The organism is Homoserinimonas sp. A520 (genome assembly GCF_054489245.1).
Map to the genome: position 1 here is coordinate 768,877 of NZ_JBTMWX010000002.1, position 20,097 is coordinate 788,973.

A 20,097-nucleotide genomic window follows, 5' to 3' on the forward strand; every position below is an offset into this window, starting at 1 on the left:
TCCAATCATGGCCGCGAGGGAGCCTGAGCCGGGCGTTTGGTACATGGTCGACTCGATGGAGAAGTGCTACGGGATTATCCGGATCATTCGAAAGGGTGACGAGATCGGATATCGGGTAGTGACCTGGGCATCTGCACGGGCCGATCGTCAGCTGATCGGCTACTACCGGACGCTCAGGGGCGCAGCGTCAGCAGCGCACACGAACCTCATAAGCCAGGCAAGTCCAGGGTCGCATCCCCGCGGCCTTGGCGGGTAGGTTTCGTCAGGTCCGGTCCCGTGCTCGATGCAGCTCGCACCATTTCATTGACCTCTTGGCCGGCGGCGATCGCTGCTTCAATCAGCTCTCGACTTCCGCCCTGGCCCGGGTCAAGCCACTCACCGTAGAAGCTCTCCGGGATGAGCAGCGGCATCCGGTCGTGAAGGTGAGCCAGATCGGAGCGTGCGGGCTGCATGACCAGCGAATAGCACGTGACAGGACTTCCCCCCGCTGGCGTGCCGCCCCTCGTCACGGCAGCCATAAAGAACAGCTCGGAGGTCGCGAAGTCAAACCACTGCATTGACGGCTTCTGCTTCTCCCACCACTCGGTGGCCGGCACCAGAACACGCCCGTTGGCTGTGCCGGGTTGTTCCTTCAACCTCTCCGACTTGGTGTTGATTGTCGGCCACTTCACGGGCTCGCCCTTGGCCAAGTAGCCCCACCAACCAAGCTCAAGACGCGCACCATCTCCGGCGTCACGCACAATCGGATTCAGGTTCCGGAGGTTCCTCCCGGTAGGCCGCACCGGCTTGCGCTCGTTCCTCTTGACCCACTCTTGAAGGCTGCGAAGTGACTCCTCGTCCATCAAACGGGTCAGGGTCTTGTAGTCACCTTCACGCGGATCCAGACCATACGACGCACACATGGTCTAGACCCCATCCACGGTCACGGTTCGCACATAGTCCCAGGAGTCGCTGCGGGACTCGCCCGAGCCCTCGGGCACGTACGGACTCTCCACGCGAGGGTGACTTGACGGTGCGAGTTCGTGCAGCGCGGCAGCAATCTGGAAGACAGCGCTGCTGGCCTCTTTGGGCTCAAGAGCAGACTCCGTGCGACCCCACCTGATCTGTGCTGGAAGTAGAATCTCGGCCCAGTGGTCGCGTACGTAGCTTTCGCGCAACTGGTCGAGCATGTGCGCCGGGACTGTCACGCGACAGGAGCACCCCGTTGCTGAGAGTTCTGCGGACAGCGTGTCGACCAACTCAGCAACACGATCGGAGACGTAATACTCTGCGTCCGGGGTGCCAAAGATTCTCATGGACGCACTCTAACGCTGCGAACCGACACCTGCACCGCGACGAATTGATCTCGGCAGAGGCTTGAATAATCGGGTAGCGCCGATGATTCCAGACGGCTGCCCTCGTCTCCATCGTGAGCTCGTCCAAGTGATGAACAAGGCCGATGATGGCGAAGCTGGATCTCAGAATCTAAACAACTGAACCATGTCGCCTTCCGACCTCGTCTCCATATGGGCGGAGTCGGTGAGATATGTGCCAGTGATGCCTCAGGTGATTGTCGCGTTTGAGGTAGGTGAGTGCGAAGTCTTTACGGGCGGGCCCTACGGGCACCACACGTGCACACGCAGCGCGGAACCCAGTGTTCGAGAGGGAGTGTTCACCGAGCCTCCCCATACGGCACGAGGCGCGCAGCGAGTTTCGCGATGATGACTGACCGGGCGACCACGCCGCAGGGGCGTCAGTAGAACTGCGACGGGAAGGTCGTACCGACGAAGACGTAGGCGAGCTTCGTGAACGCTGCCGACCGTCTGCCGGCCTTCTCTAGCTCGATGGCATCCGCAACGCGCTTTGCATCGGCGGCTAGCATCGCCACGGCAGTCGAGCGGTAGGACTCCGTTGATGCCGCACGGAACCGACCCGTGAGCCCGGTGGGGTCGTTCATGTCAGCCAGCCCGTTGTTGGCGAGGCCGCGGATCAAGTAAGCAAAGTCGAGGTAGGGAATGAACGACGACTCTCCCGCCATTCGTTGCGAGGCTCGCATCTCCAGATAGAACGACGAGACCTTCACGCCGCTCGGATTGGCGTACTTCCAGCTCTTCATCAGCCGAGCAAGGCCCTTTGCGCCGCCGGAGGGGGATCGGTTCACGTCCGTTACATACGAGAGATGCGCGGACGGTGCGGTCTCCATCCACCCGCCGCCCGGAGCGGGAATGCTGTAGACGACGTGGTCGCCGCTCGCGCGCAAATAGTAGCCGGGAATGACCTCCCAACGCTCGGCGCCGCTCGCGAAGTTCACGACAACAGCGGGACGGCTGACGCGCACTGGTGTCAGCGGAAACGACTGCGCAAGAGTACTTCGCACGCGTTCGAGCGCGGTGTCGGAGCTTGCAGGTCGACCTCCGCCGAGGCTCACGAGGACATCAACGTCCGAGTGCCCTCGTACCGCTGTTCCGTGACGGAACGACCCTGTTTCTCGTAGTCCGAAGTTCTCCAGTTGCGAGAGTGATTTCTCGATGGATGCGCGGTGCTGAGCGGCGGCTGACCGCTCGCCATCCGTCGGTACCTTCCTTGACAGCAGAGCCTCGAACGCAGTCGCAATCGTCCGCTCAGGCATTGGTGGCAAGCTCGTCGAAAGTCGCCGTCTGCCCGCCGGCCTTGATGTTGCGCCCTGCCTTCCGGTGAGCCCGAGGGGAGATGGGCTCGGCGGACCTGTTCTGCTCATCCATCCGCTCCGTCAGGCCTTGCAGGATGGCTCGACCTTCCTCGATGTCCATCCACGGGGTGTCGACCAAACGCGCCCGGCGGGCAGCATTCTGGATCTCAAGGTAGGCGTTTGCGGCGGCCGTCGCCGCCGTCGCGCGTTGAGAGGCATTCACGACTGTAAGCACTGCGCCCCCGGCAGCTGCGAAGAGCGCGAGCACTCCGCCGAGGATGTCCAGTCCGGACGACGAGAGAACCAGCGCACCCGACACAGCAGCTGATCCTGCCGCGAGCGACCCGAGCCAGAGGTTGAGCTTTTGCCAGCCTTTCGCCTGCTCGAACTGGCCCTGCGCGCTCCACATCGTGCGGTTCTCGACCTCTGAGAGCTCGCGCAGCAGCGCCTTGCGTCGCACGTTCTCGTCGGTCTCCATAGCGAGAGCGTATCGGTATGCCCCACTTGCTCCCACCCTTCGCACTCGAATCCGTCCGCCCGCGCGATAGAGCGCAGCCCTGACCACGACATCGTCCCCAAGACTGATGCAAGTCGTCTCGTCCGCTGAGGGATCGGCTTCCGGACGCATCCGTTTCCCGCTAGACGTCTGGCTTGCGGGCCCCCCTTTCTGAACCGAGAAGCACCTCGAAGTTTCCATCGACATACCCGATGTCGGCTCGGACCAGCGCAGAGTAAGTTTCAAGGATGCCCCTCCTTGGAATACCTGACCTTGCTGCGCGACTGGGAATCGATCTCGGTCCTGGAGCTGAGCCCACTAAAGAAAGTCTCCTGAGCGCTATCAATGTCGAGCTCAGAGACCTACAAGTGCCCCAACCCAGCCCTGAGCAACACAGGCGACAACTTGCTCTCATTGAGGCTCGCGGTGAACTTCTTGGGACTAGCCAAGCAGGGGCGTCCTCATCTACAGATCTAGTACCCGTCTCACTCGTGAGCCAGATGATGGAGGCCTTCCAAAAGAACATTGCCAAGGAGCCGATTGTCACGCCGTCACGTCCAGATCCAACCTTGACCATGAGGACAAACGTCAGAGTCACAGCCACCCAGGCATCGGCCGATTTTACTAAAGCACGCTCACTACCGTTCGCTGGGGTCGGTGCGCTAATACTTTCCGCCTACGGACTTAGAACCTACTTCAACGTTGGCGACGTGGAACTCCCATCGGCAATGTTTTATCCACTGTTTTGGGTAGCAGTCATTGTCATCGTATTCGGGTACCTCGCATCCACTATGGCCCAGAGGAAAGCCAGCGGTATCCTGCGGGCGCTCTATAATCCGGACGTCCAAGAAGAAGCGTTGAACCGTCTCGGAGAGGAATCCTCAGACTATTTCGGCAGCCACAGCCAGAGAATCATTGAGATGGATGGCGAACCCGGAAGATCACATCGGGCGATTGACGACGGTGCTGGAATCATCATCAATCGAAGCCTGTATCGATATGCTCTACGCGATGTCGCTTACAACTACAGGGGCGGGGCTCGGAGGTCTTTTGTTGATCTTCTGTCCACGATAGACCTAGCGGCAACGACTGAAGACGCTACCGGGTTGGCATTGGATCGCCTATGCGACCTGAAAATAATTGAGCCCGTCGTCTACCAGCGCCGCCAAGCGTTCAGACTCATATCGGGGCCGCCTAGGCACCACGGTGACTGAAGCCGCGGCCGCGAATGAAACAAGCCAAGCGGCAAAATCTGCTTAGCGCGGCCTCATGCACCAGGAAGCCAATGCGGATCTGATGCGACCAAGGCTGATGTCCAAATTTCCCCGGTACGGAGTGCTTTGCGCTGTCGCGTTGAGGGATCCCGATCCGGGCGCTCACTGGCGGAGGGGACCGCTTCTTCCCACTCGATTTCCAGCGCGGAATCGCGCGCGATCGCCTTAGCCTTGAGCCGGATGTTGTGCCCGGCGGTCACCTCATCGCACTGTCGAACCCGCGCGGCGTGGCCGACTACCTCCTGCACCGTTGAAGGTTCCGCTAACCGTCCCTCGGACGATTTCCCCTGGCACCCTGGAGTCAGCCACCCACGGTGACGGGCGAGTAGTGGAACGGGGCGGGACAACGGGACCAGAACGGAGCATCCGACACCGTTGAGATCCCGAAGCGGTTATCGGCGACGACCTTACCGCCGTCGCGCACCTCAACACGGACCCCCGTCGTGCTGACAGGCAGTGTCTCGCCAGGCCCGAGGAATGGCGCCTTCTGCGGGACAGCATAGTTACCGGCGTCGTCGGACTTCAACACAACCATTGTGCAGTTCATATCGAAGCACGCCGCAATCTCCGCATTGTCGCTGAGCCCTGCGGGAAGGCTGAGTTCGATTGGTGCAATGTCTTCGTAACCCACTGTGGTGCATGCCACCGGCACGAATGTCCATATGACCACGGTTGTCGCAACGACCGCGCCACCGCTGGCAGCGCCGATCGCGAACCACCAGCCGCGACGCCGGGCGACCGTCATGGAGTTCTCCAAGTTGAAACGAGAGGCATAATCCCGACTATCTCAGGTGTGTGTAGAAGATCATCAACGGTCCGCGCGGATCGTTTCGAATTCGTTGCCTTTTCGTGTAGTTAGACCCCGCTTAGCGGCTAGCTCCTCCAAGCCTTCGCGTGATCGGGTGGGATCGCACAGCGTCCCGTTGAAGGTTCGGCTTGTGAAATGTGTGGCTGGTGCGCGAGCGATACCGACTTCGCATTGCCCTCGGGCCGTCGACTCGCTAACGATGTAGTGTCCGAAGTTCGATGGCGAGACTCCTGAAAACTCCCGTCCCGATTCACGCGCAGTTGGCGTGTCCGGACTTGGCAATATGTCCGGATTGGCCTGTCACGCGACAACATTTGTGATCACAGCTCAGTACATCCGATCGGCCCGTGACTCGCGGGTTATGGGGCGTGGTTCGGTGGGGCTCGTGGCGGTGGGAGGCCCCTGCCACATCTCGATGAAACGCGGCAGACTCTTGCCGCCCTGTGATTGCGAGGACAAGACAGACACCGGTGATGGCGGTTCCTTCCAGAATTGGACCAAGTGCCGCTCGAAGGGTGACTCCACGACCCCGTCATATGCTGCGTCCCGGCCGCTGGCGTGGAGCCGCGCACGATAGCTGCCCTTCTCATCACCCATGATGGTCCCGACATCCTTTCTCTCGAAGCTTGCCGACCGGTTGAAGTAGGCCCGTCCCTCCGGGAGCATCAGGGACAGCTCGTGGATGTCTTCCCACTCTGGCGGGGTTGCCTCCGGCCTCGCGTCGAGGACCTCGACAGTCAAATCAATGGGACCTGCATATACGCCGGTGGAAACCAGCGGCACTATCAGCGCAGACTCCTGCATCCCGCCGCGCATCGCCGTCTGCAGGGCAGCTACGGGGTCTGCCGGAGGAAAGGGCGCTATGACGAAGTCCACGACATGGTGCCATGCACTAATCACGAAAGTTGCGGATTCGATCACAGGCGCTGCCTCTCTAGCGAAGTCGAGATGGAACGTGCGTGCTTCGATTACAGCATTGGAACATAACGGACGGCGACCAGTACAGAGCAAGCTGCGGGCGCCTCAGATTCCAGGAGGGGAGCGGCCAGAAACCCTCCCGCAAGACGTCCGACTTGCGGGTGGCCCTGGTTGTCGTCCGTGGGCATCCGCCGACGGCAAGCGGCCGGAGGCGATCCGGTAGGTCTTTTGGCGGCGTCGTGGACGTTTCGCGCTCTGTCGGACAGGTCAGGTAGTGAACCCTTCAGGAGGACGCATGAATGACACGCCGGACCCGCTCGACACCTTGCTGGAACGCACCGCACCCCCGGGAGTGGACGCCAACCCAAAGCTCCGGCGGGAGCTTGCTTCGATGTCGTCCGAGGCGAGGCAGGCTAGCTTGCCCCCGCGGAGGCGACCAACCCGAATTGTGGTCGGGGCAGGGCTCGTGGTGCTACTCGTTGGCGGCGCGAGTGCTGCTGTTGCGACGACCATGTTCAACTGGGCGCCATGGGCGCAGGACCCTGATGTGGTGTACCCGTTCACATTGCCGAGTGACCGCGAATGCGAAGCCCGCGTGCAGATGCTCGATGTAACAAACGTCAACGAAAACGGTCAGATGGCCACGGTGTACGACCGAGACCTCGCCGACCATTTCCGGGCGATGGACGCGATCGGGGCGGCCGATATCGACGGCTCAATCCGGGAAGTGTTGGGTCGTGACACTAGCGTGTCGATGGTGGCTGTGAACCCCGACGGTAGCGTTTCGGATGTGATGAGTCCGCCCGAAGGTCCTTCTGAGGATGATGTCTATGTTGCGGCCGTCTATGACGCGCTCGGTGACGTCCTGCGGGCGGAAGCGTTCACGCTTGGGCTCAGCGAAGCTCAATGGAGCACGAATATGGAGATCCAGTGCGTCCGCGTAGCCGAGTGATCGAGATCCGGACTCGTCCGAGGGCTCTTCTTGAACGGGCATTGGAGGAGAGCTCGGTCGATTTGCTTTCGTATCTCAAGCGTCGGGTGGGTGCTCAGGACGCCCCCGACCTTCTGGGTGAAACATTCGTGATTGCCTGGCGTCGGGTTAACGATGTTCCGCCCGATTCCGAGCGCGCACGTATGTGGCTGTTCGGGGTGGCGCGCGGAGTACTGCTCAATCACCGTCGCGGGGAACGTCGTCGATGGGCACTTTCAGACCGCATCCGTGGACATTCCATCGAGTCGACGGCTCCGTCCGCCGACGAAAACTTGGAAATTCGGGACGCGATCGCTCGCCTCGGGCCAGACCTTGAGGAGATTGTGACGCTCGTCCATTGGGAGCGGTTGACAATCGCGGAGGCAGCGGAAGTGGTCGGGATCCCTGCCTCAACCGCGAGAGGCCGTTACCAACGAGCGAAAGGTGAACTGCGTATCGCGCTGGGTGCGACATCGTCAACGTGATCCGCACCGCACAGTGGCGGCGGCAGGCGCGCGAAATCTGACCAGAGAGTGTTCCGGTGTCCGTTCGAGGATCCGCTTTCCAGACAACCCAGGTGTCCCGGCAAGGGTCGCCGCAACGGATCACGTACAGACACGCTGGTCACGGGATGCGTATCGGCCCAAGCTAGACCTTCTCAGCTGTCAGATCTGGTCGGGACCGGGCGGCGGGCTCTCGGCCGTTCTGCGAGTGTTCAGCGGAGGCCCAGCTCGCTTGCCAGCGACTCCAGCGCGGCCAGCGGGTCCTCCCGCGCCGGGAGTATCTGGACACAGACATGGTCGGCTCCGGCATCTAGGTGCCCCTGCACAGCGGCGGCCAGTTCACTCGATGTGCCATGGGGCGCGAGTGCGTCGACTGCGTCGTCAGTCGCGCCATCCTCAAGATCGGCGGCCGTGAAGCCGTGGTTCTCGAGGGTCCGGCGGTAGTTCGAGAGCGAGAGGTAGCGGGAAAGGAATGAGCGGGCCGTCGCGTGGGCTGCCGCAACATCCGTATTAGGAATGAGTCGTTGCTCTGGCGCTAGAAGGGGCCCCGGGCCGATGATGCTGCGCGCGAAACGGGTGTGTGCAGGCGTGGTCATGTAGGGGTGCGTCCCCGCGGAGCGTTCCGCGGCGAGCTTCAGGGTTCGCGGTCCGAGTGCCGAGATCACGCGCCGCTCGGCGGGCACGCCTTCCGCGTCGAGTGTGTCGAGGTAGGAGACGAGTGCCGAGTACGGCTTCTGGTATTGCTCGCCGAGGGCCTCACGGTGTCCGATGCCGATCCCGAGAATGAACCGACCTGGGTGTGTTCGTTCGAGGCGGTGGAAGGATGCCGCGACTTCTTCGGCTGACGACTTCCAGATATTGACGATGCCGGTGGCTACCGTGAGGTGCTCGGTCGCGTCTAGGAGCCGTTCCGCGAAGGCGAGGTCGGCATCGGGGGACCCGCCGATCCATACCGTGCTGTAGCCGAGCCGCTCGATGGCGGAGGTCATTTCGGGGGTGAGAAGGGAGCCGCCGCGCCAGAATCCGACGCGCCCGAACGACGCCACTGCGGGGGATGAAGAGGAGGTCAACGAGGCTCCGTTCGCAGGCGTCAGGTCGCCATGGGTGAATTTACTTTCCACTGTATCGATCATTGATCCCTATGCGGGCGACGCTCGTTGAGAAGCCGCCGCGCGGCCTGAGCACACAAGCCGTGGTGGGCACTGAAGGACTCCGCTCCAGTTTCGGGATCTGGCGCACAGACGGTGCCGCTGGCGGGTGCCGACTCGACCGTAGAGGAGTCGGACATCGACCCGGCTTAGCGCGCCGCCTCGACCGCGGGTGCCTCCCCGAAGTGCTCGCGCGCAAGCTCGCACGTCCAGCGTAGGTCGCGGTTCTCATGGAGCGCCCGGAGCATCCGGTCCTGAGAGATCCCGAGCTCGCCGAGGAGATTCATGGTCACGACTGCGGCCGTGACTCTGACAATCGCGTGAAGCTCGTCGTAGCGGGAGTGGCCGACCGTGCCGAAATGGGCGACGCCATCGCGCGAGTGCGCGGCCGCCTTGGCCCAGGAGTCGGGATTCGGGACGAGGTCCTTCATGAACGGGCCCGGGCGGCGAGCGAGGTCGACCAGGCGCTCCCTCAGAGTGGGTTGGTTATACCGCGTCCTATCGTGCAGCCACTGCCTGTACTGGCCGGGCACGGCGGCGAACAGCACGTCTCGCAGGCTGGAGTGCTCCGCGTCGGATAGAGGCGGCGACGTGTTGAGCGCGCGATGGAAGGCTTCGGCCGCCGAGACCGCGCTCACCACTCGGGTCTGCAAATACCCGTCCGTTAGGTACGTGAGTCCAAGCACCATGTCGAGGGCGGCCTTGAACATCGCGCGGAGTTCGAACCACCGCGGGATCAAATCCTCGAACGGTTTGTCCTCGCGACTCATGATGAAGTCGATCCAGATAGCTGCACCGGCTGCTGGCTCCGGCGTCAGCGTCCGGTACTGATAGACGTCAACCTTGTGCGGGGCGGTCGCGAGGACATGCTCCTCGGGATATCGGCCCGGAATAGGAGGAGTGTAGAGACGCACAGTGATGTCGGTGCAGGGCGCGAGCGTCGACAGCGTCATGAGGTCGCTCACACTTCCCATCGGCTCAAAGAAGTCATCCATCGGCCGAGGCGTGTCCGACTTGAACTCCATCGCCGCCTGCTCCCAATGCTGAACGTGGTAGCCGTCCCGTTTCCGACTCTATGATTGGTGCGACGACAGCGTGTGGAGTCGAACTGTCAGGTCGCCTGTCGCCGCCTCCAACGGCTCGAGCCTTTCAGCCTTCAGTCCGGCTGCTCGGTCATTGCGTAAACCAGTTCGTCGGGTCCACTCGCTGAGGTTCTCGGTCGTCACCCAGCCAGAGATGAATGCCCGGTCGCTCTCCGCATCGAGGTGGAGATCAACGAGGAGCGTCATCGCGCCGATGCTGAGCCCGTCCGGCCGGTCGTCGTCACCGCCCCGCGCTTCAACCACCCAGGCGTCTATGACCGTCAGCGGCGTCTCGCCCGTTCGGCCGTGGATGATCGGCCAGCGGCGGTATTCACCTCGCCCGAAGCGGACTCCCGGGAACGGTTCGACCGGATCGGTATACCGCCACCCACCGATCAGACGGAGGCTCAATTCCTTCCCGGGCTCGTAGGTGAGGACGCCGCCGAAGGTTTGTTCGGGCGCCTCCGGGAGCCACCATTCGCCGCTCCATTCACGGCGCTGATCTAGGCGAGGATCGTCCATCGAGCCATCTTCTCGGAGCGGGCCGACATGCTGGGGGATGACGGCGTGCCACGGCGCGTCCCTGTCGTAGGGCGGTTCAGGTCCAGATCTGGGATGAACTGGCTCCAGTCGGCGGGCCACGCCGGCGCACCGGTCGCGCTCTCGGGCGGCGGCGACGTCGGAGTTGGTGTCATGGGCAGAGGCTAGCGCCTTCACCGTATGTATCTCCCAATGGCGACCATTGAGAAGGTTCGATTCAAGGCCCCGCGCAGTTCGACGAGGTCCACTGCTGGGTGCCCGAGCTTCAACCCGTAGTTCTGTCCCTTGATAGTCGCGAGGCTGATCGAAGGCGTTGCCCTCTCGCCTGCATTGGGTCGCTCAGATGTACAGCGTGCGCTCTTCGTCGGTTCGTTGCCGAACGCTGCCGTCTCGGTTGACTAAGAAAAGGACGTCCCGTTCCCTCTCGAGGTAGTCGAGGTAGCTCACTCGAAGCTGGACACTGCCCGACGGCTCGGTTTTAGCAATGGTGCCGCCGAACGTGTTCGACTTCTTTCCGGACATGTCCGACCAGAACGCAGCATCTTCGAACTCGAAATAGCCTTCACCCGTGTTCTCGATGCGCACGTTTTTCGCGATGCTGCCGTCGATGAGATTCTGCAGCAGGAATTGCCCGTCTGCGGCCTGCGCATCGTCACGTCGATCCGGGTGGATCAGGCGCCACCTCGGTAAGGGGGAAGCGGGTAGCACCTCCGACTGAGATGGCTTCTCGGCGGCGGGAGTCGCGGGAGCGTTCGACTTCTGGTCGATGGTGAGCGCGGCCGATCTGTCATTGATCGCCTTGAGATGCTTGTCCAGATCCTCGACAGCTTTCACGACCAGGTCGACTCGCTGCTTGTTATCACCCAATTGCGTCGCAAATTGGAGAGTGACGCCTTGAAGCGAGGTTCTGATTTGGTCCAGGGCTTTGTCAGCACGCATTGCGAGCGCACGCCGAGCCTCTTCAGCTGCCGCGAGTTCGCGGGCGTGGCGGCGTGCGGTGACGGGACGTAGGGACCACACCCACACGACGGGTCGTCGCCAGATCATCTCGCGCAACCGCTTCACCAGCAGTGACAAGGCGATGAACGCAGCACCTGCAACCGCGAGGCCGATCCAGAGAACGCGATCCCAAGGAATCGAGCTGGCGTTATTGAGTACCCAGCCGGTCACCGCCCCGACGATAGCCGCGATGACGCCGTTGACGATGATCACCCCCGTGGGCGTGTGCACCCAAGAAGCTCGGCCAGTATCAGTCACGCACTGAGATTATCGGTTTTCTCCGACGCGTCCGCGTGGGCCCCGTGGGAGCATCTCGCGAAGCAAGGGCTTGAGACTCCACAGATCGACGCGCCCCTCGGCCCCATGTGCTTAGAGGCGCGTCTAACGCCACCCTGCTGAAGCACGCTGCGGACCCAGTGCGCGGGCGAAGCCCCCTGAACGCCTATGGACCCGCAAGCGGATCCGCTTGAGGTCGCTGTCCCGTTGAGCGTTCCCGTACGAGCACTCGATTTCCGACGTCTCAGCGACCGGAGTGATGCTCGCGATCTCATGGCGGTCAGCCGCCGATGTGTCGTGCGAACCGAAATCAACACCGCGTCGACGTACTCCTGGCGAAGCGCGTAACACCCTGTGAGAAGCTCACTATCGCCAGATTCGAGCCTTAAGGCCGTCGCGGCTCTTAAGGCCGATAGTGCGGATAAGTGCGATTATCGGGTATAGAAAACCGCCCCTTGAAGTGACATGCGGCTGAGCTGAAAAAAGGGAAGCAGAGGTTCGATGCGTGGAAGACCATGGTCTCACTTGGCCATCGGAGGCCGATAAGTTGCGTCTCTGACTGCGCGTCACGTCGGGTACTTGAGGACGGCCACTAAGGTGGGCACTACCACACACGACAGGGGGTCCTCCTTGCGTCTTTTCACGGTTGCCGCGGCGTTCGTCATTCTCGGCGCATCGCTAGCCGGCTGTACTGCCGAGCCTCAGCCTGAGCCAGATCGGATGACGATCGAGAGGGTGTTCGACAAGATCGGGTGCGAGGTCGACGATGGCACGGGCACCGACGGTTCGATCACGGAATTCACGGTCGGTCCTGAGCTCACCAAGACAGGCATCTGCACGCCTCTCGAGAACGGGAAGCTGGTGTTCTTCTACGAGGCATCATCTGAGAGAGCGATGGACGAGTTCCTGGCAAGCGGGAAGCTCGAAGCGGGGCCGTCTGATGTCTTCCTCCGTGATGGGGCAGTGCTGATAGTGGCGACGGATGCCCTGACGGCGAAGGAGTTCGGCGATCAGTTCGAGATCGTCGACTAGTTAGAGCGGTCGACCTTCCGTTCCGACGCTGGGGACGACCTAGGGCCATACCGGGGGTGCGCGCGTACAATCGAAGAATACGATGCAGTACTGACCCCGAAGAAGTAGGTGACGTTTCGATGAGGTGGCTAACTACACGAAGAGCAATGAACATTCTGCTGCTGACGGCGGTGGTCATCGGATTTGTCCTACTCGCCGGCGTGAACATGTTCGGCGGTCGAGTCGTCGCGACGCAAACACTCACCACCTTCGCCTGGATCCTGTGGGCCACCATCACCGTGGGGTACGCGGTTCGACTGGTGCGTGATCTCACCAGCAAGCGGCGGGAGAGGGCCCGAGGTCCGATCGCTAGTGCCGGTGAATCGATCCAGGATCTCTACCTGGGTCGGGTGATCCACCCGGCACCGAGGCGCCGGCCCGACGAGTACTCCGCTCATGGGTCAGCATTCATTCGGGCAGATGAAAGCCCTCTCGACTATCCCGCGAGCGGGAAGATCTCTTCGCAGTAGTTCTTGATGGGTGAACCGAACTGCGATAGCCCATAGACGGTGCGCTGGTGCGCGGGGAGATCGGATTTCTTGATCCTGTCGGTAACTGCCTCAGCAACCGAGAGGAGCCCAGGGTACGTTTCGGATGAGTCGACCACCGGAGTCTGGTCCAGGAGGCTCACGGTTATGGTGCTCCCTGTAACGACGCAGAAGTTGAGTGCGTACTGCCGCTCAGACAGGGGCACAGCAGCCGGAAGTGCTCCGGAGTCTTGTGTGCTCGCGCCTGCAAGGCCCTGGATGGTCCGCAGGTTCTCCTGAGTTCCGACGGCCACCCAATTCGCGTCAGTTATGAGGCGGAGATCTTCTGTCACGACTCCCAACAGCATCTCGAGTGTTTGGCCCGGTGATTCGCTGTTCTGGTATGCGCGAAAGAGTAGTGCGACTTCGCCATCCTCGAAGCAGTCGAAGCCCTTCATGCGATCGTAGAAGTACATGTCGTCCTCGAGCATGTACAACTCGTCACAGGTGAACGATCCGGCCAGGTCGGAGACGGAGTCCAATTCGAGCCGGCTAGGCGCAGGTTGTGATTCGTCGGCGGGTTGCCCCGGAAACGGGCTGTCTGGGCTAGAGCACGCAGTGAGTGCCGCCACCAGGATGGCAGCGGCACTCACTGTTGCTTTGAGACTAAGCGTCACTCGGCTACAGGAACTGTCCTGACGAGCCGGCGATGCCGCCGGTGGAGGCCATCAAGACCCGCTTCGACGCTGCAACGTTGCCCCAGTTGACGGTCCCCTGAATGAGCTGTCCAGGGTTCTTGCATCCGAGGGCCTGCCAGTACCCGGCGTAGTAGTACGAGCCGTTGCTGCCCGGGACGAGCTTGTACCCGAGAGCCTGGCCGCAGGCGCCAGCAACTGTGGACGTGTTGATCGAGATGTTGTATCCGACCTGTGTCGATGTGCTCGCGCCAATCACGTAGCAACCGGCGACCGACTGGTAGTAGGCACCTCCAGCAGGGGCTACCCAGTTCTTCCAGCTACAGGCAGCCATCGGCGCGACATCGGTCAGGCTCTTGGCGGCGACGGGGTTGTCGGTGACGACCTCGCCGTTTACGATCTCGCCGCTTACGACCTCAGCCAACTGTGACGGTCCAGCGCCGATGATCTCCACCGGGCCCGAAGGGGGAAGCTCCATCACTGTGACGGCGACCTTCTCCCCATCGATGATCAAGTGGTCGGCAATAGGTTCAGTGAAGGGCACAGGATGTGACTTGTCTGCAGAAACCTTGTCTGCGGCGCTCTGGTCAGCAGCACTCTGGTCAGCGAACGCTGCGCCTGTGGGCGTCAGCACAAGTGCGAGTGCACCGGCGATAGCCAGCGCCTTACTTGTCCACTTTTTCAAGATCAACTCCGATCATTTCGTGACCCGATCACTGATCCGCAGATCAGTGGACTGCTGGTTAGCAGCTCCGGGTGAGCACAATCAAACCACTACTGAGGCATCGTCGGATAGTCGGCAGTTAGGAGGACAACGTGAGTGGCGCTCGAGTCCAATGCGAGTCGCATGCACCCATCACCAGTCCGCCGATCGAGGATTGCAAAACCTCGGCCAGGGGGACCCTGGTGGATCACTACCGGGTTTCCTGGAGCCATTTCGACCCGCGCGGAGGAAGCCCATCCCGTTCCTCGCGGTACCCGTCGATCTCTACGTGCTCATGTGCCGGCGGGTAGAGAAGAGCGTCGGGATAGCCGGAGTCGCTCGTCGGCTCCTGGGAGCAGCGTCCGCGGCCGATGTCGCGGCAGACGTGCCGTCGCGCGCGCACGTGGTCAGTGAAGGGCAGCCGCAGGCCTGCGCCGAACGGAATGGTGAACTGGCTGGCGTCCCAGTGCCACTTGATCAACCCGTCGCCTTGGACGTAGCCACACGACGGGCAGTTCATTGCGACGTACCTGGTCTCGGCGATGTCGCTACGCTTCAGCTTCAGCTTCAGCGTCGCCGCTGCCGGGAGGTCACTCTTCTCGAATGCGCTTCGGATCGGTGCCTCAATGGCTTGCTCGTGCCTGCGCGGCGCCCACAGTGGCCATGGGTCTCGCCACGTCAGTGTCGTGCTCTCGCCGCAGCGTGATTCCAGGTCCAGCTCGAGCACGGTCCATAGCGACATCCACCGGTCACAGTTCCAGCACTTGGACATCTGTGTCTTGATGGCGGCGCTCGTGGCCACGAACTCGGCGACCGGCGAGATGGTCTCTTGCAGGATGTCCTTGATGCTCTGCTCCAAGGCAAACCTCCGTCGGCTCGGCAGTACGGGCATCCACAGCTGCAGGTTGTCGATGTCGCCTGCCAGCTCGTAGTGCGGCACCGTCGACGCGTTCAGAGAGTTGGCCGGAGCCGTGAGCCAGAAGCACTCGATCCCGGCCGCCCGGTACCTAGCTTGGCGGCGCTCAAAGTCGGACAGCGACTGCGGCGACCACTGAGCTTCGATGGCGATCATCCGCTCGCCGTTCGACACTAAGACGTCGGCGATCCACGAGCGGTCGGCAGCCGGGAATTCGATGATGGCTTCCCAGCCGATCTCGCGCGCAGCACGGGCAACGGCCGCCTTGGTCGCCAGGTGCTCCGGCGACTCCGGGCCGCCTTCGTGGAGCTGGCAGTCGACACCTGACTTGTGGGCGAAGAACTGGGTGCCGAGGCGGCTGGTCTTCGGGATACCGTCATGGCCGCATGTCATGACGAGACCAGAGGTCCGGTAGTCGCGCTTGAGCTGAACCCACTCGTCAGCAGTCATGCTCCATGACTCGATGCGTTCGTCTCGGAACAGTGCGGAGAGGGGCATGTCGGGGCCTTCCTGCAAGATTCGGACATCGGGGGCCTGACGAGCACCGCGAGAGCCGCCTTGGCGTCACCGCTTTATGACTACCTGCCGAGCAGTTCGGCTAGCTCAGCGAGTGTTTCCCGACCAAGCGCCTGAACGACGGCATCATGGTTGGCCCAGGGCGCCGTCTGCTCGGTCAGTACTTTGACAAGTGCGCGTACCCGCCGACGGCCCTGCTGGCTCAGCCCGAGCAGCGCCTCGCTGGCATCATCCATACACGCCAGAAGGACCACTGCGTCTTCAGCGTGACAGCCTCGATCCCGGGAGTCCGCCAGATAGGCAGCCCCTTTCAGCACGAGGGCACCACGAAGTGTGGGGATGACGAGTCTGACCGCGTCGGCGCCGGTCATCACGTCCACGTTGATGGTCTGCTGGAGCGCGCGGGTGCCTCCGGGTATCCCGAACAGCGGTCGCCCCTGGTACCTGTGTCGTCGCCAGATGGACTGTCGGTCCGAGCACATGACGTCGACCCGGTCAGCTCCTCGGTCGAAGCGATAAGCGTGCTTGGTGGATGTATCCAGGACGTAGCCAGCCACGCGCAGGGTTGCCGCTGCCTCCGCAAAAGTGATCGCCTGGGTCTCGAGGTGGAGGGCCGAGTCCACATCGACTGTCGTGCGCGGGGCTGGTAACTCAGCGAGCTCAGCATGCAGCTTCACCATGAGACCACCGACCAGCGTCCACGAGCTTTGCGGGAGTAGGCGCGCTAGCTCGAAAGCTGATGGCCAGGGCGACTCTTCCCAATTGCTGGATCGAGCGTCGACGCTGATCAGGGGGCGTCGTTCATACGGCATCCTGAGCAGCTGCAATCCACTTGGCCGCGGCTGAGCTTTCGCGCGCATCGCCGTACATGTACAGAGCCAAAGCCTCAAGAACCTTGCGATGCGCCTCGTCGCCCTCAACGACAGCAATGTCTCCCGAGTCGTCTAGTCCCAGACGAGCCCTTCGGGCTTCGCGGGCAGCATCTTTGGCGACCAGAACACCGAGCCCGCCTCCAGCGGAGAGGCCAAGCTCACTGACCAGCACCGAAACGAAACGACTCTTGGTCTCGTCAGTTGCAGCTCGTCTCAGCGTGACGCGGCCTCGGAGGATCTGGCCGGCAAGTGCTCCGACCTCAGAGTCACGAATGCGCCGCTTCAGTCGGCTTCGTTCTGTGCTCGTGAGCTCAGCGGTCTTTCCGTCGGCGAGCAGGTCAAGAGCGGCCCGCTGTGCGGTTTCTGTCCAGTCACGGCCCCGATGAGATGTCCGCTCGAGCGCCTGCACCTGACGCGGAGAGAATGCGTGGGCCGCCCCGGACTTCGCGGCAACGATGCGTCCGCTGACGGCGGCTCGCCGCATCTGCCGGGCGGTGACGCCGAGCTCTGCCGCGGCTTGCGAAGTGGACAAGGACATACATATATGGTCCGATTGCGGACTATATATGTCAATCCTCGGCGGGCTCAATCATTGTGAGAGTCATCGACGAGCGCCTGGGTGGCCTGAGAGTCCAGCAGCGATCGCGGTTGCCGTCTCGCGCCAGGAGGTGAGCTCGGCGATGGCGAGGTGGGGCTGTCCCGTGGCGAACGACGCTCGAGCGGCGTCGACGAGATCCTGCGCGCACTTTGCCTGATCCTCCGGCGACAACGCCAGCATCCACGGGAACCGGTCGGCCATTCGTGATGCGAGGGTGCCCTCATCATCGAGCGTGACAGTGATGAGGTCTGCTGCGAATTGCAGCAGCACCGCGCGGGCGTCGGCCTCGCGCTGAGACATCAGCACAAGTGGCTCACCGTCGCGGCGAGTGATCTGGACCATGTGATTCTCGGCCTCGGCGAACACATCGGCCGAGTGCTTGCTTAGGTCAGATGAGCGCCGAGTCGTGATGCGAGGTTCGTTGCTCAGGATCATGTGGCCACGGTATTCGGAATGTATTCGGAAGTCCAGACGGCCGCAAACAGTGGTGCCTGAGATGAAATTGTCATCCCAGGCACGAAACTTCGTGGCCACCGTTACCGGGCGTCGATGTGCTTGAGGCCACGAGCGATTGCCTCTTCGGTCGTGAGCGTACCGCCAGCGGTCTGCCGAGCCAGTTCATTCAGAATGGGGTCAGTGACCTGGTGGCCAGCAACCCCCAAAGCGGCATCTGCGAAACTCATCCGGCGCTCGACTTCTGCCTGGTCAACAGCCCGGGTTGGGCTTGCGGTACGTGCATGTGCGTCGGCGATGAACGACTCAACTGCATTGGCGACATCGCCATGGCGATCCTCGCGGATTGCGGTGATCGGGGTGTTCTCGCTCAGATGCGGGTTCCCGCCGATGAACCACTGGCGAGCGACGTGCTCTCCGTCCGCGGCAGCGAGCAGTCTCCACTGGCGGTGCGCGAACGTCAGCCGGCGTGCCGCTTCTGCGCGAGGTTCGGCGCCGTCGGCCTTCTCCCACCGGATGGGGAGGCTTCGGTCCTTCGACCCGGACAGCGCTGCGACGAGAGTCGGGCCAAGGGCTGCGTTCAGCTCGCGGACGACGTCGTGGATGTCCTGGAAGTCACTCATGGCGGGCTCAGCCGCTGAACGCGTCGTCGACCAAGGCCTGCGCGGCGTGGCCGACCTCTTTGAGGCGGTCCTCGCGGATCGCGTTCACGGGGGTGTCGTAGCCGAGCCAGGGATTGGCCCCGATGAACCACAACCGGGCGACATACTCGCCCTCGGCTTCAGCGACTTTCTGCCACTGCTCGTAGGCAAACGTGAGTCGTTTGATCGCCTCAGGTCTCGGCTGGGGGCCGCCCTCTTTGGCCCACCTGTGCGAAGCCTTGGTGTCCTTCGATCCTGCAAGTGTGGCGACGAGCGTCCCGCCCAGGCAAGCGTTCAAGCGCCGTGTGATCTCTCGGATGCCGAGTCGAATCGTTCGCTCATAGGCGGTGTTGGCCGCGGGAGTCTCTGTTGTCTGGTTGACCACTGGGGCCTCATTTCTCTGGCGTCTCCGGCAACACTACGGGCGTACATACCGAAAGTTACCTGTATTCCCACCGAATAACCACCGTAAAGCCACGCCGCTGATAACTTTATCAAAGCACTTGGCCGTTGATAACTTTATCAAGCGCTGTTCCGGCTACAGCCGGTGGGGTCATTTGGTGGCGCTCAGCCGCTGAAAGCGTCGTCGACCATGCCTGCATCGTCTGGCTTGGGCGCGAACTCGGGGAGGTTGAGATCTCGGGCGAGCAGCGTGATGAGATAGTCGCTGACCGTCATCCCGAGCTTGTCGGCCCTCTTCCGTGCAGCTGCAACCAGTGGTGCCGGTGGCCGCGTACCCAGAAGTTGACGGTCACCCTTTGATTTACGTCCAGCTCGCGAAGGCTGCCGAAACTAAGAGCGAATCTGCTCTTCGGAGAGGCCCTCACCAGAGGCGGTCTCAGCACGCGCTACGCGGATGGAGTCCCTCACTCCGGGCTGGGACAGCCAGAAGAGTGTCTCCTGGAGGGACTCCCACTCGTCAGCGCCAACCAGCACAGCAACCGGTGAGCCATTCTTGGTAATCGTGATCTGCTCGCGCGTGACGTTCGCAGCATCGACGAGCTCGTTTAGCTGATTCTGGACTGCCGAGATCGGGAGTGTTTGCATGACGTCATTGTCCGCTCATCCGATGTTCGCGAACGCCTTTGCGGCGGCGATCACGTCTCGGGCACCTTTCAGCGGGTCAACCCCGTGTAGAACGTGCGCCGGCGCGTCGTCATTCAGCGAGGGATTCATACCCTTGAACCATGATTGCACCGTCGTCGCGTCGTACTGCTCTCTCAGCAGTGCTGCAGCATGGAATGCGTGACGCAGCCGCTCACGATCGACCTCACCAGGCGCCCCTGTGCCCTCAGCCCACGTTGAGACGGATCGCGCAGACTTCACGCCGCCGATGTAGGCCACCAGCCGCACTCCGAGGATCTCCCGAAGTCGCGAGACCAGCTCAGGGAACGGGAGCCGGACTGAGTCTTCATACGCGCGCAGACCCGGTCGTTGAGCGGATGTCACCGTGGGTGTCATAGCTCAATTGTATGTCGTATCGCGCACTAAATCTCGGGTAGAA

The 20,097-nt window shown here is 62.2% G+C and carries 26 protein-coding genes; 5 read left to right on the forward strand and 21 right to left on the reverse strand.

Annotated features, from left to right (window positions below; genetic code table 11):
* Positions 1-206: 206 nt before the first annotated feature.
* The 4 genes from ACX3PH_RS08270 to ACX3PH_RS08285 all read right to left on the reverse strand — a co-directional run bounded on the left by ACX3PH_RS08270 (position 207) and on the right by ACX3PH_RS08285 (position 3,125).
* Positions 207-842 (reverse strand): SOS response-associated peptidase family protein, encoded by a 636-nt coding sequence (locus ACX3PH_RS08270; RefSeq protein ID WP_459091280.1) that lies wholly within the window; start codon positions 840-842, stop codon positions 207-209.
* 63 nt (positions 843-905) lie between these two features.
* The gene (locus ACX3PH_RS08275; protein WP_459091282.1) at positions 906-1,295 is read right to left on the reverse strand and encodes a hypothetical protein; all 390 of its coding nucleotides are present in this window, start codon (positions 1,293-1,295) and stop codon (positions 906-908) included.
* Positions 1,296-1,732: 437 nt separating this feature from the next.
* Positions 1,733-2,716, reverse strand: coding sequence for an SMODS domain-containing nucleotidyltransferase (locus ACX3PH_RS08280; protein WP_459091284.1), 984 nt, complete (start codon positions 2,714-2,716; stop codon positions 1,733-1,735).
* Entirely contained in the window at positions 2,601-3,125 is a 525-nt protein-coding gene (locus ACX3PH_RS08285) for an SLATT domain-containing protein (RefSeq protein WP_459091286.1), read from the reverse strand. Before ACX3PH_RS08285 ends, ACX3PH_RS08280 begins: the two co-directional genes overlap by 116 nt.
* 266 nt (positions 3,126-3,391) lie before the next feature.
* On the opposite strand from ACX3PH_RS08285, the gene ACX3PH_RS08290 reads away from it, so the two are divergent.
* Positions 3,392-4,357 (forward strand): hypothetical protein, encoded by a 966-nt coding sequence (locus ACX3PH_RS08290; RefSeq protein ID WP_459091288.1) that lies wholly within the window; start codon positions 3,392-3,394, stop codon positions 4,355-4,357.
* Positions 4,358-4,718: 361 nt separating this feature from the next.
* Here ACX3PH_RS08290 and ACX3PH_RS08295 read toward each other — a convergent pair whose 3' ends face one another.
* Together ACX3PH_RS08295 and ACX3PH_RS08300 are read right to left on the reverse strand one after the other, a co-directional pair.
* The gene (locus ACX3PH_RS08295) at positions 4,719-5,162 is read right to left on the reverse strand and encodes a hypothetical protein (RefSeq protein WP_459091290.1); all 444 of its coding nucleotides are present in this window, start codon (positions 5,160-5,162) and stop codon (positions 4,719-4,721) included.
* Between the two features lie 390 nt (positions 5,163-5,552).
* Positions 5,553-6,146 carry a hypothetical protein gene (locus ACX3PH_RS08300; protein WP_459091292.1) on the reverse strand — a complete coding sequence of 198 codons (594 nt, stop codon included), beginning with the start codon at positions 6,144-6,146 and terminating at the stop codon, positions 5,553-5,555.
* A gap of 463 nt (positions 6,147-6,609) precedes the next feature.
* Between ACX3PH_RS08300 and ACX3PH_RS08305 the strand changes: the two genes are divergently transcribed.
* Both ACX3PH_RS08305 and ACX3PH_RS08310 read left to right on the forward strand, forming a co-directional pair.
* A complete protein-coding gene (locus tag ACX3PH_RS08305) occupies positions 6,610-7,095 on the forward strand; it encodes a hypothetical protein (protein WP_459091294.1) in 486 nt (161 codons plus the stop codon).
* Positions 7,092-7,598, forward strand: a complete 507-nt coding sequence (locus ACX3PH_RS08310) for an RNA polymerase sigma factor (RefSeq protein ID WP_459091296.1) — start codon at positions 7,092-7,094, stop codon at positions 7,596-7,598. Before ACX3PH_RS08305 ends, ACX3PH_RS08310 begins: the two co-directional genes overlap by 4 nt.
* A gap of 230 nt (positions 7,599-7,828) precedes the next feature.
* Here ACX3PH_RS08310 and ACX3PH_RS08315 read toward each other — a convergent pair whose 3' ends face one another.
* The 5 genes from ACX3PH_RS08315 to ACX3PH_RS08335 form a co-directional block, all read right to left on the reverse strand.
* Positions 7,829-8,686 (reverse strand): LLM class F420-dependent oxidoreductase, encoded by an 858-nt coding sequence (locus tag ACX3PH_RS08315; protein WP_459091298.1) that lies wholly within the window; start codon positions 8,684-8,686, stop codon positions 7,829-7,831.
* Positions 8,687-8,913: 227 nt separating this feature from the next.
* On the reverse strand, positions 8,914-9,789 hold the full coding sequence (locus ACX3PH_RS08320) for a HEPN domain-containing protein (RefSeq protein WP_459091300.1): 876 nt from the start codon (positions 9,787-9,789) through the stop codon (positions 8,914-8,916).
* A 48-nt stretch (positions 9,790-9,837) separates the two neighbouring features.
* On the reverse strand, positions 9,838-10,368 hold the full coding sequence (locus ACX3PH_RS08325) for an ApeA N-terminal domain 1-containing protein (protein ID WP_459091302.1): 531 nt from the start codon (positions 10,366-10,368) through the stop codon (positions 9,838-9,840).
* On the reverse strand, positions 10,350-10,541 hold the full coding sequence (locus ACX3PH_RS08330; RefSeq protein WP_459091304.1) for a hypothetical protein: 192 nt from the start codon (positions 10,539-10,541) through the stop codon (positions 10,350-10,352). The genes ACX3PH_RS08325 and ACX3PH_RS08330 overlap by 19 nt, the downstream gene beginning before the upstream one ends.
* Before the next feature lie 184 nt (positions 10,542-10,725).
* Complete coding sequence (locus tag ACX3PH_RS08335; protein ID WP_459091306.1) at positions 10,726-11,643, reverse strand: hypothetical protein; 918 nt, start codon at positions 11,641-11,643, stop codon at positions 10,726-10,728.
* 738 nt (positions 11,644-12,381) lie between these two features.
* Here ACX3PH_RS08335 and ACX3PH_RS08340 point away from each other — a divergent pair.
* A complete protein-coding gene (locus tag ACX3PH_RS08340; protein ID WP_459091308.1) occupies positions 12,382-12,693 on the forward strand; it encodes a hypothetical protein in 312 nt (103 codons plus the stop codon).
* Positions 12,694-12,839: 146 nt separating this feature from the next.
* Positions 12,840-13,202 carry a hypothetical protein gene (locus tag ACX3PH_RS08345; protein WP_459091310.1) on the forward strand — a complete coding sequence of 121 codons (363 nt, stop codon included), beginning with the start codon at positions 12,840-12,842 and terminating at the stop codon, positions 13,200-13,202.
* Here ACX3PH_RS08345 and ACX3PH_RS08350 read toward each other — a convergent pair.
* From ACX3PH_RS08350 to ACX3PH_RS08395, 10 genes are all read right to left on the reverse strand, one after another.
* The gene (locus tag ACX3PH_RS08350) at positions 13,169-13,741 is read right to left on the reverse strand and encodes a hypothetical protein (protein ID WP_459091312.1); all 573 of its coding nucleotides are present in this window, start codon (positions 13,739-13,741) and stop codon (positions 13,169-13,171) included. The two genes, ACX3PH_RS08345 and ACX3PH_RS08350, sit on opposite strands and share 34 nt — an antisense overlap.
* Before the next feature lie 139 nt (positions 13,742-13,880).
* Complete coding sequence (locus ACX3PH_RS08355) at positions 13,881-14,579, reverse strand: hypothetical protein (RefSeq protein ID WP_459091314.1); 699 nt, start codon at positions 14,577-14,579, stop codon at positions 13,881-13,883.
* Positions 14,580-14,808: 229 nt separating this feature from the next.
* Positions 14,809-16,011 (reverse strand): competence protein CoiA, encoded by a 1,203-nt coding sequence (locus ACX3PH_RS08360; protein WP_459091316.1) that lies wholly within the window; start codon positions 16,009-16,011, stop codon positions 14,809-14,811.
* 80 nt (positions 16,012-16,091) lie between these two features.
* Complete coding sequence (locus tag ACX3PH_RS08365; RefSeq protein WP_459091318.1) at positions 16,092-16,709, reverse strand: hypothetical protein; 618 nt, start codon at positions 16,707-16,709, stop codon at positions 16,092-16,094.
* 121 nt (positions 16,710-16,830) lie between these two features.
* Positions 16,831-17,439 carry a hypothetical protein gene (locus ACX3PH_RS08370; protein WP_459091320.1) on the reverse strand — a complete coding sequence of 203 codons (609 nt, stop codon included), beginning with the start codon at positions 17,437-17,439 and terminating at the stop codon, positions 16,831-16,833.
* A 63-nt stretch (positions 17,440-17,502) separates the two neighbouring features.
* A complete protein-coding gene (locus ACX3PH_RS08375) occupies positions 17,503-17,934 on the reverse strand; it encodes a prevent-host-death protein (RefSeq protein ID WP_459091322.1) in 432 nt (143 codons plus the stop codon).
* 101 nt (positions 17,935-18,035) lie between these two features.
* Positions 18,036-18,575 (reverse strand): hypothetical protein, encoded by a 540-nt coding sequence (locus ACX3PH_RS08380; protein WP_459091324.1) that lies wholly within the window; start codon positions 18,573-18,575, stop codon positions 18,036-18,038.
* Between the two features lie 7 nt (positions 18,576-18,582).
* Positions 18,583-18,978 (reverse strand): hypothetical protein, encoded by a 396-nt coding sequence (locus tag ACX3PH_RS08385; RefSeq protein WP_459091326.1) that lies wholly within the window; start codon positions 18,976-18,978, stop codon positions 18,583-18,585.
* A gap of 407 nt (positions 18,979-19,385) precedes the next feature.
* Positions 19,386-19,640 (reverse strand): type II toxin-antitoxin system Phd/YefM family antitoxin, encoded by a 255-nt coding sequence (locus ACX3PH_RS08390; RefSeq protein WP_459091328.1) that lies wholly within the window; start codon positions 19,638-19,640, stop codon positions 19,386-19,388.
* A gap of 15 nt (positions 19,641-19,655) precedes the next feature.
* Positions 19,656-20,054: a hypothetical protein gene (locus ACX3PH_RS08395; protein ID WP_459091330.1), complete on the reverse strand. Its 399-nt coding sequence runs from the start codon at positions 20,052-20,054 to the stop codon at positions 19,656-19,658.
* Positions 20,055-20,097: the final 43 nt, after the last annotated feature.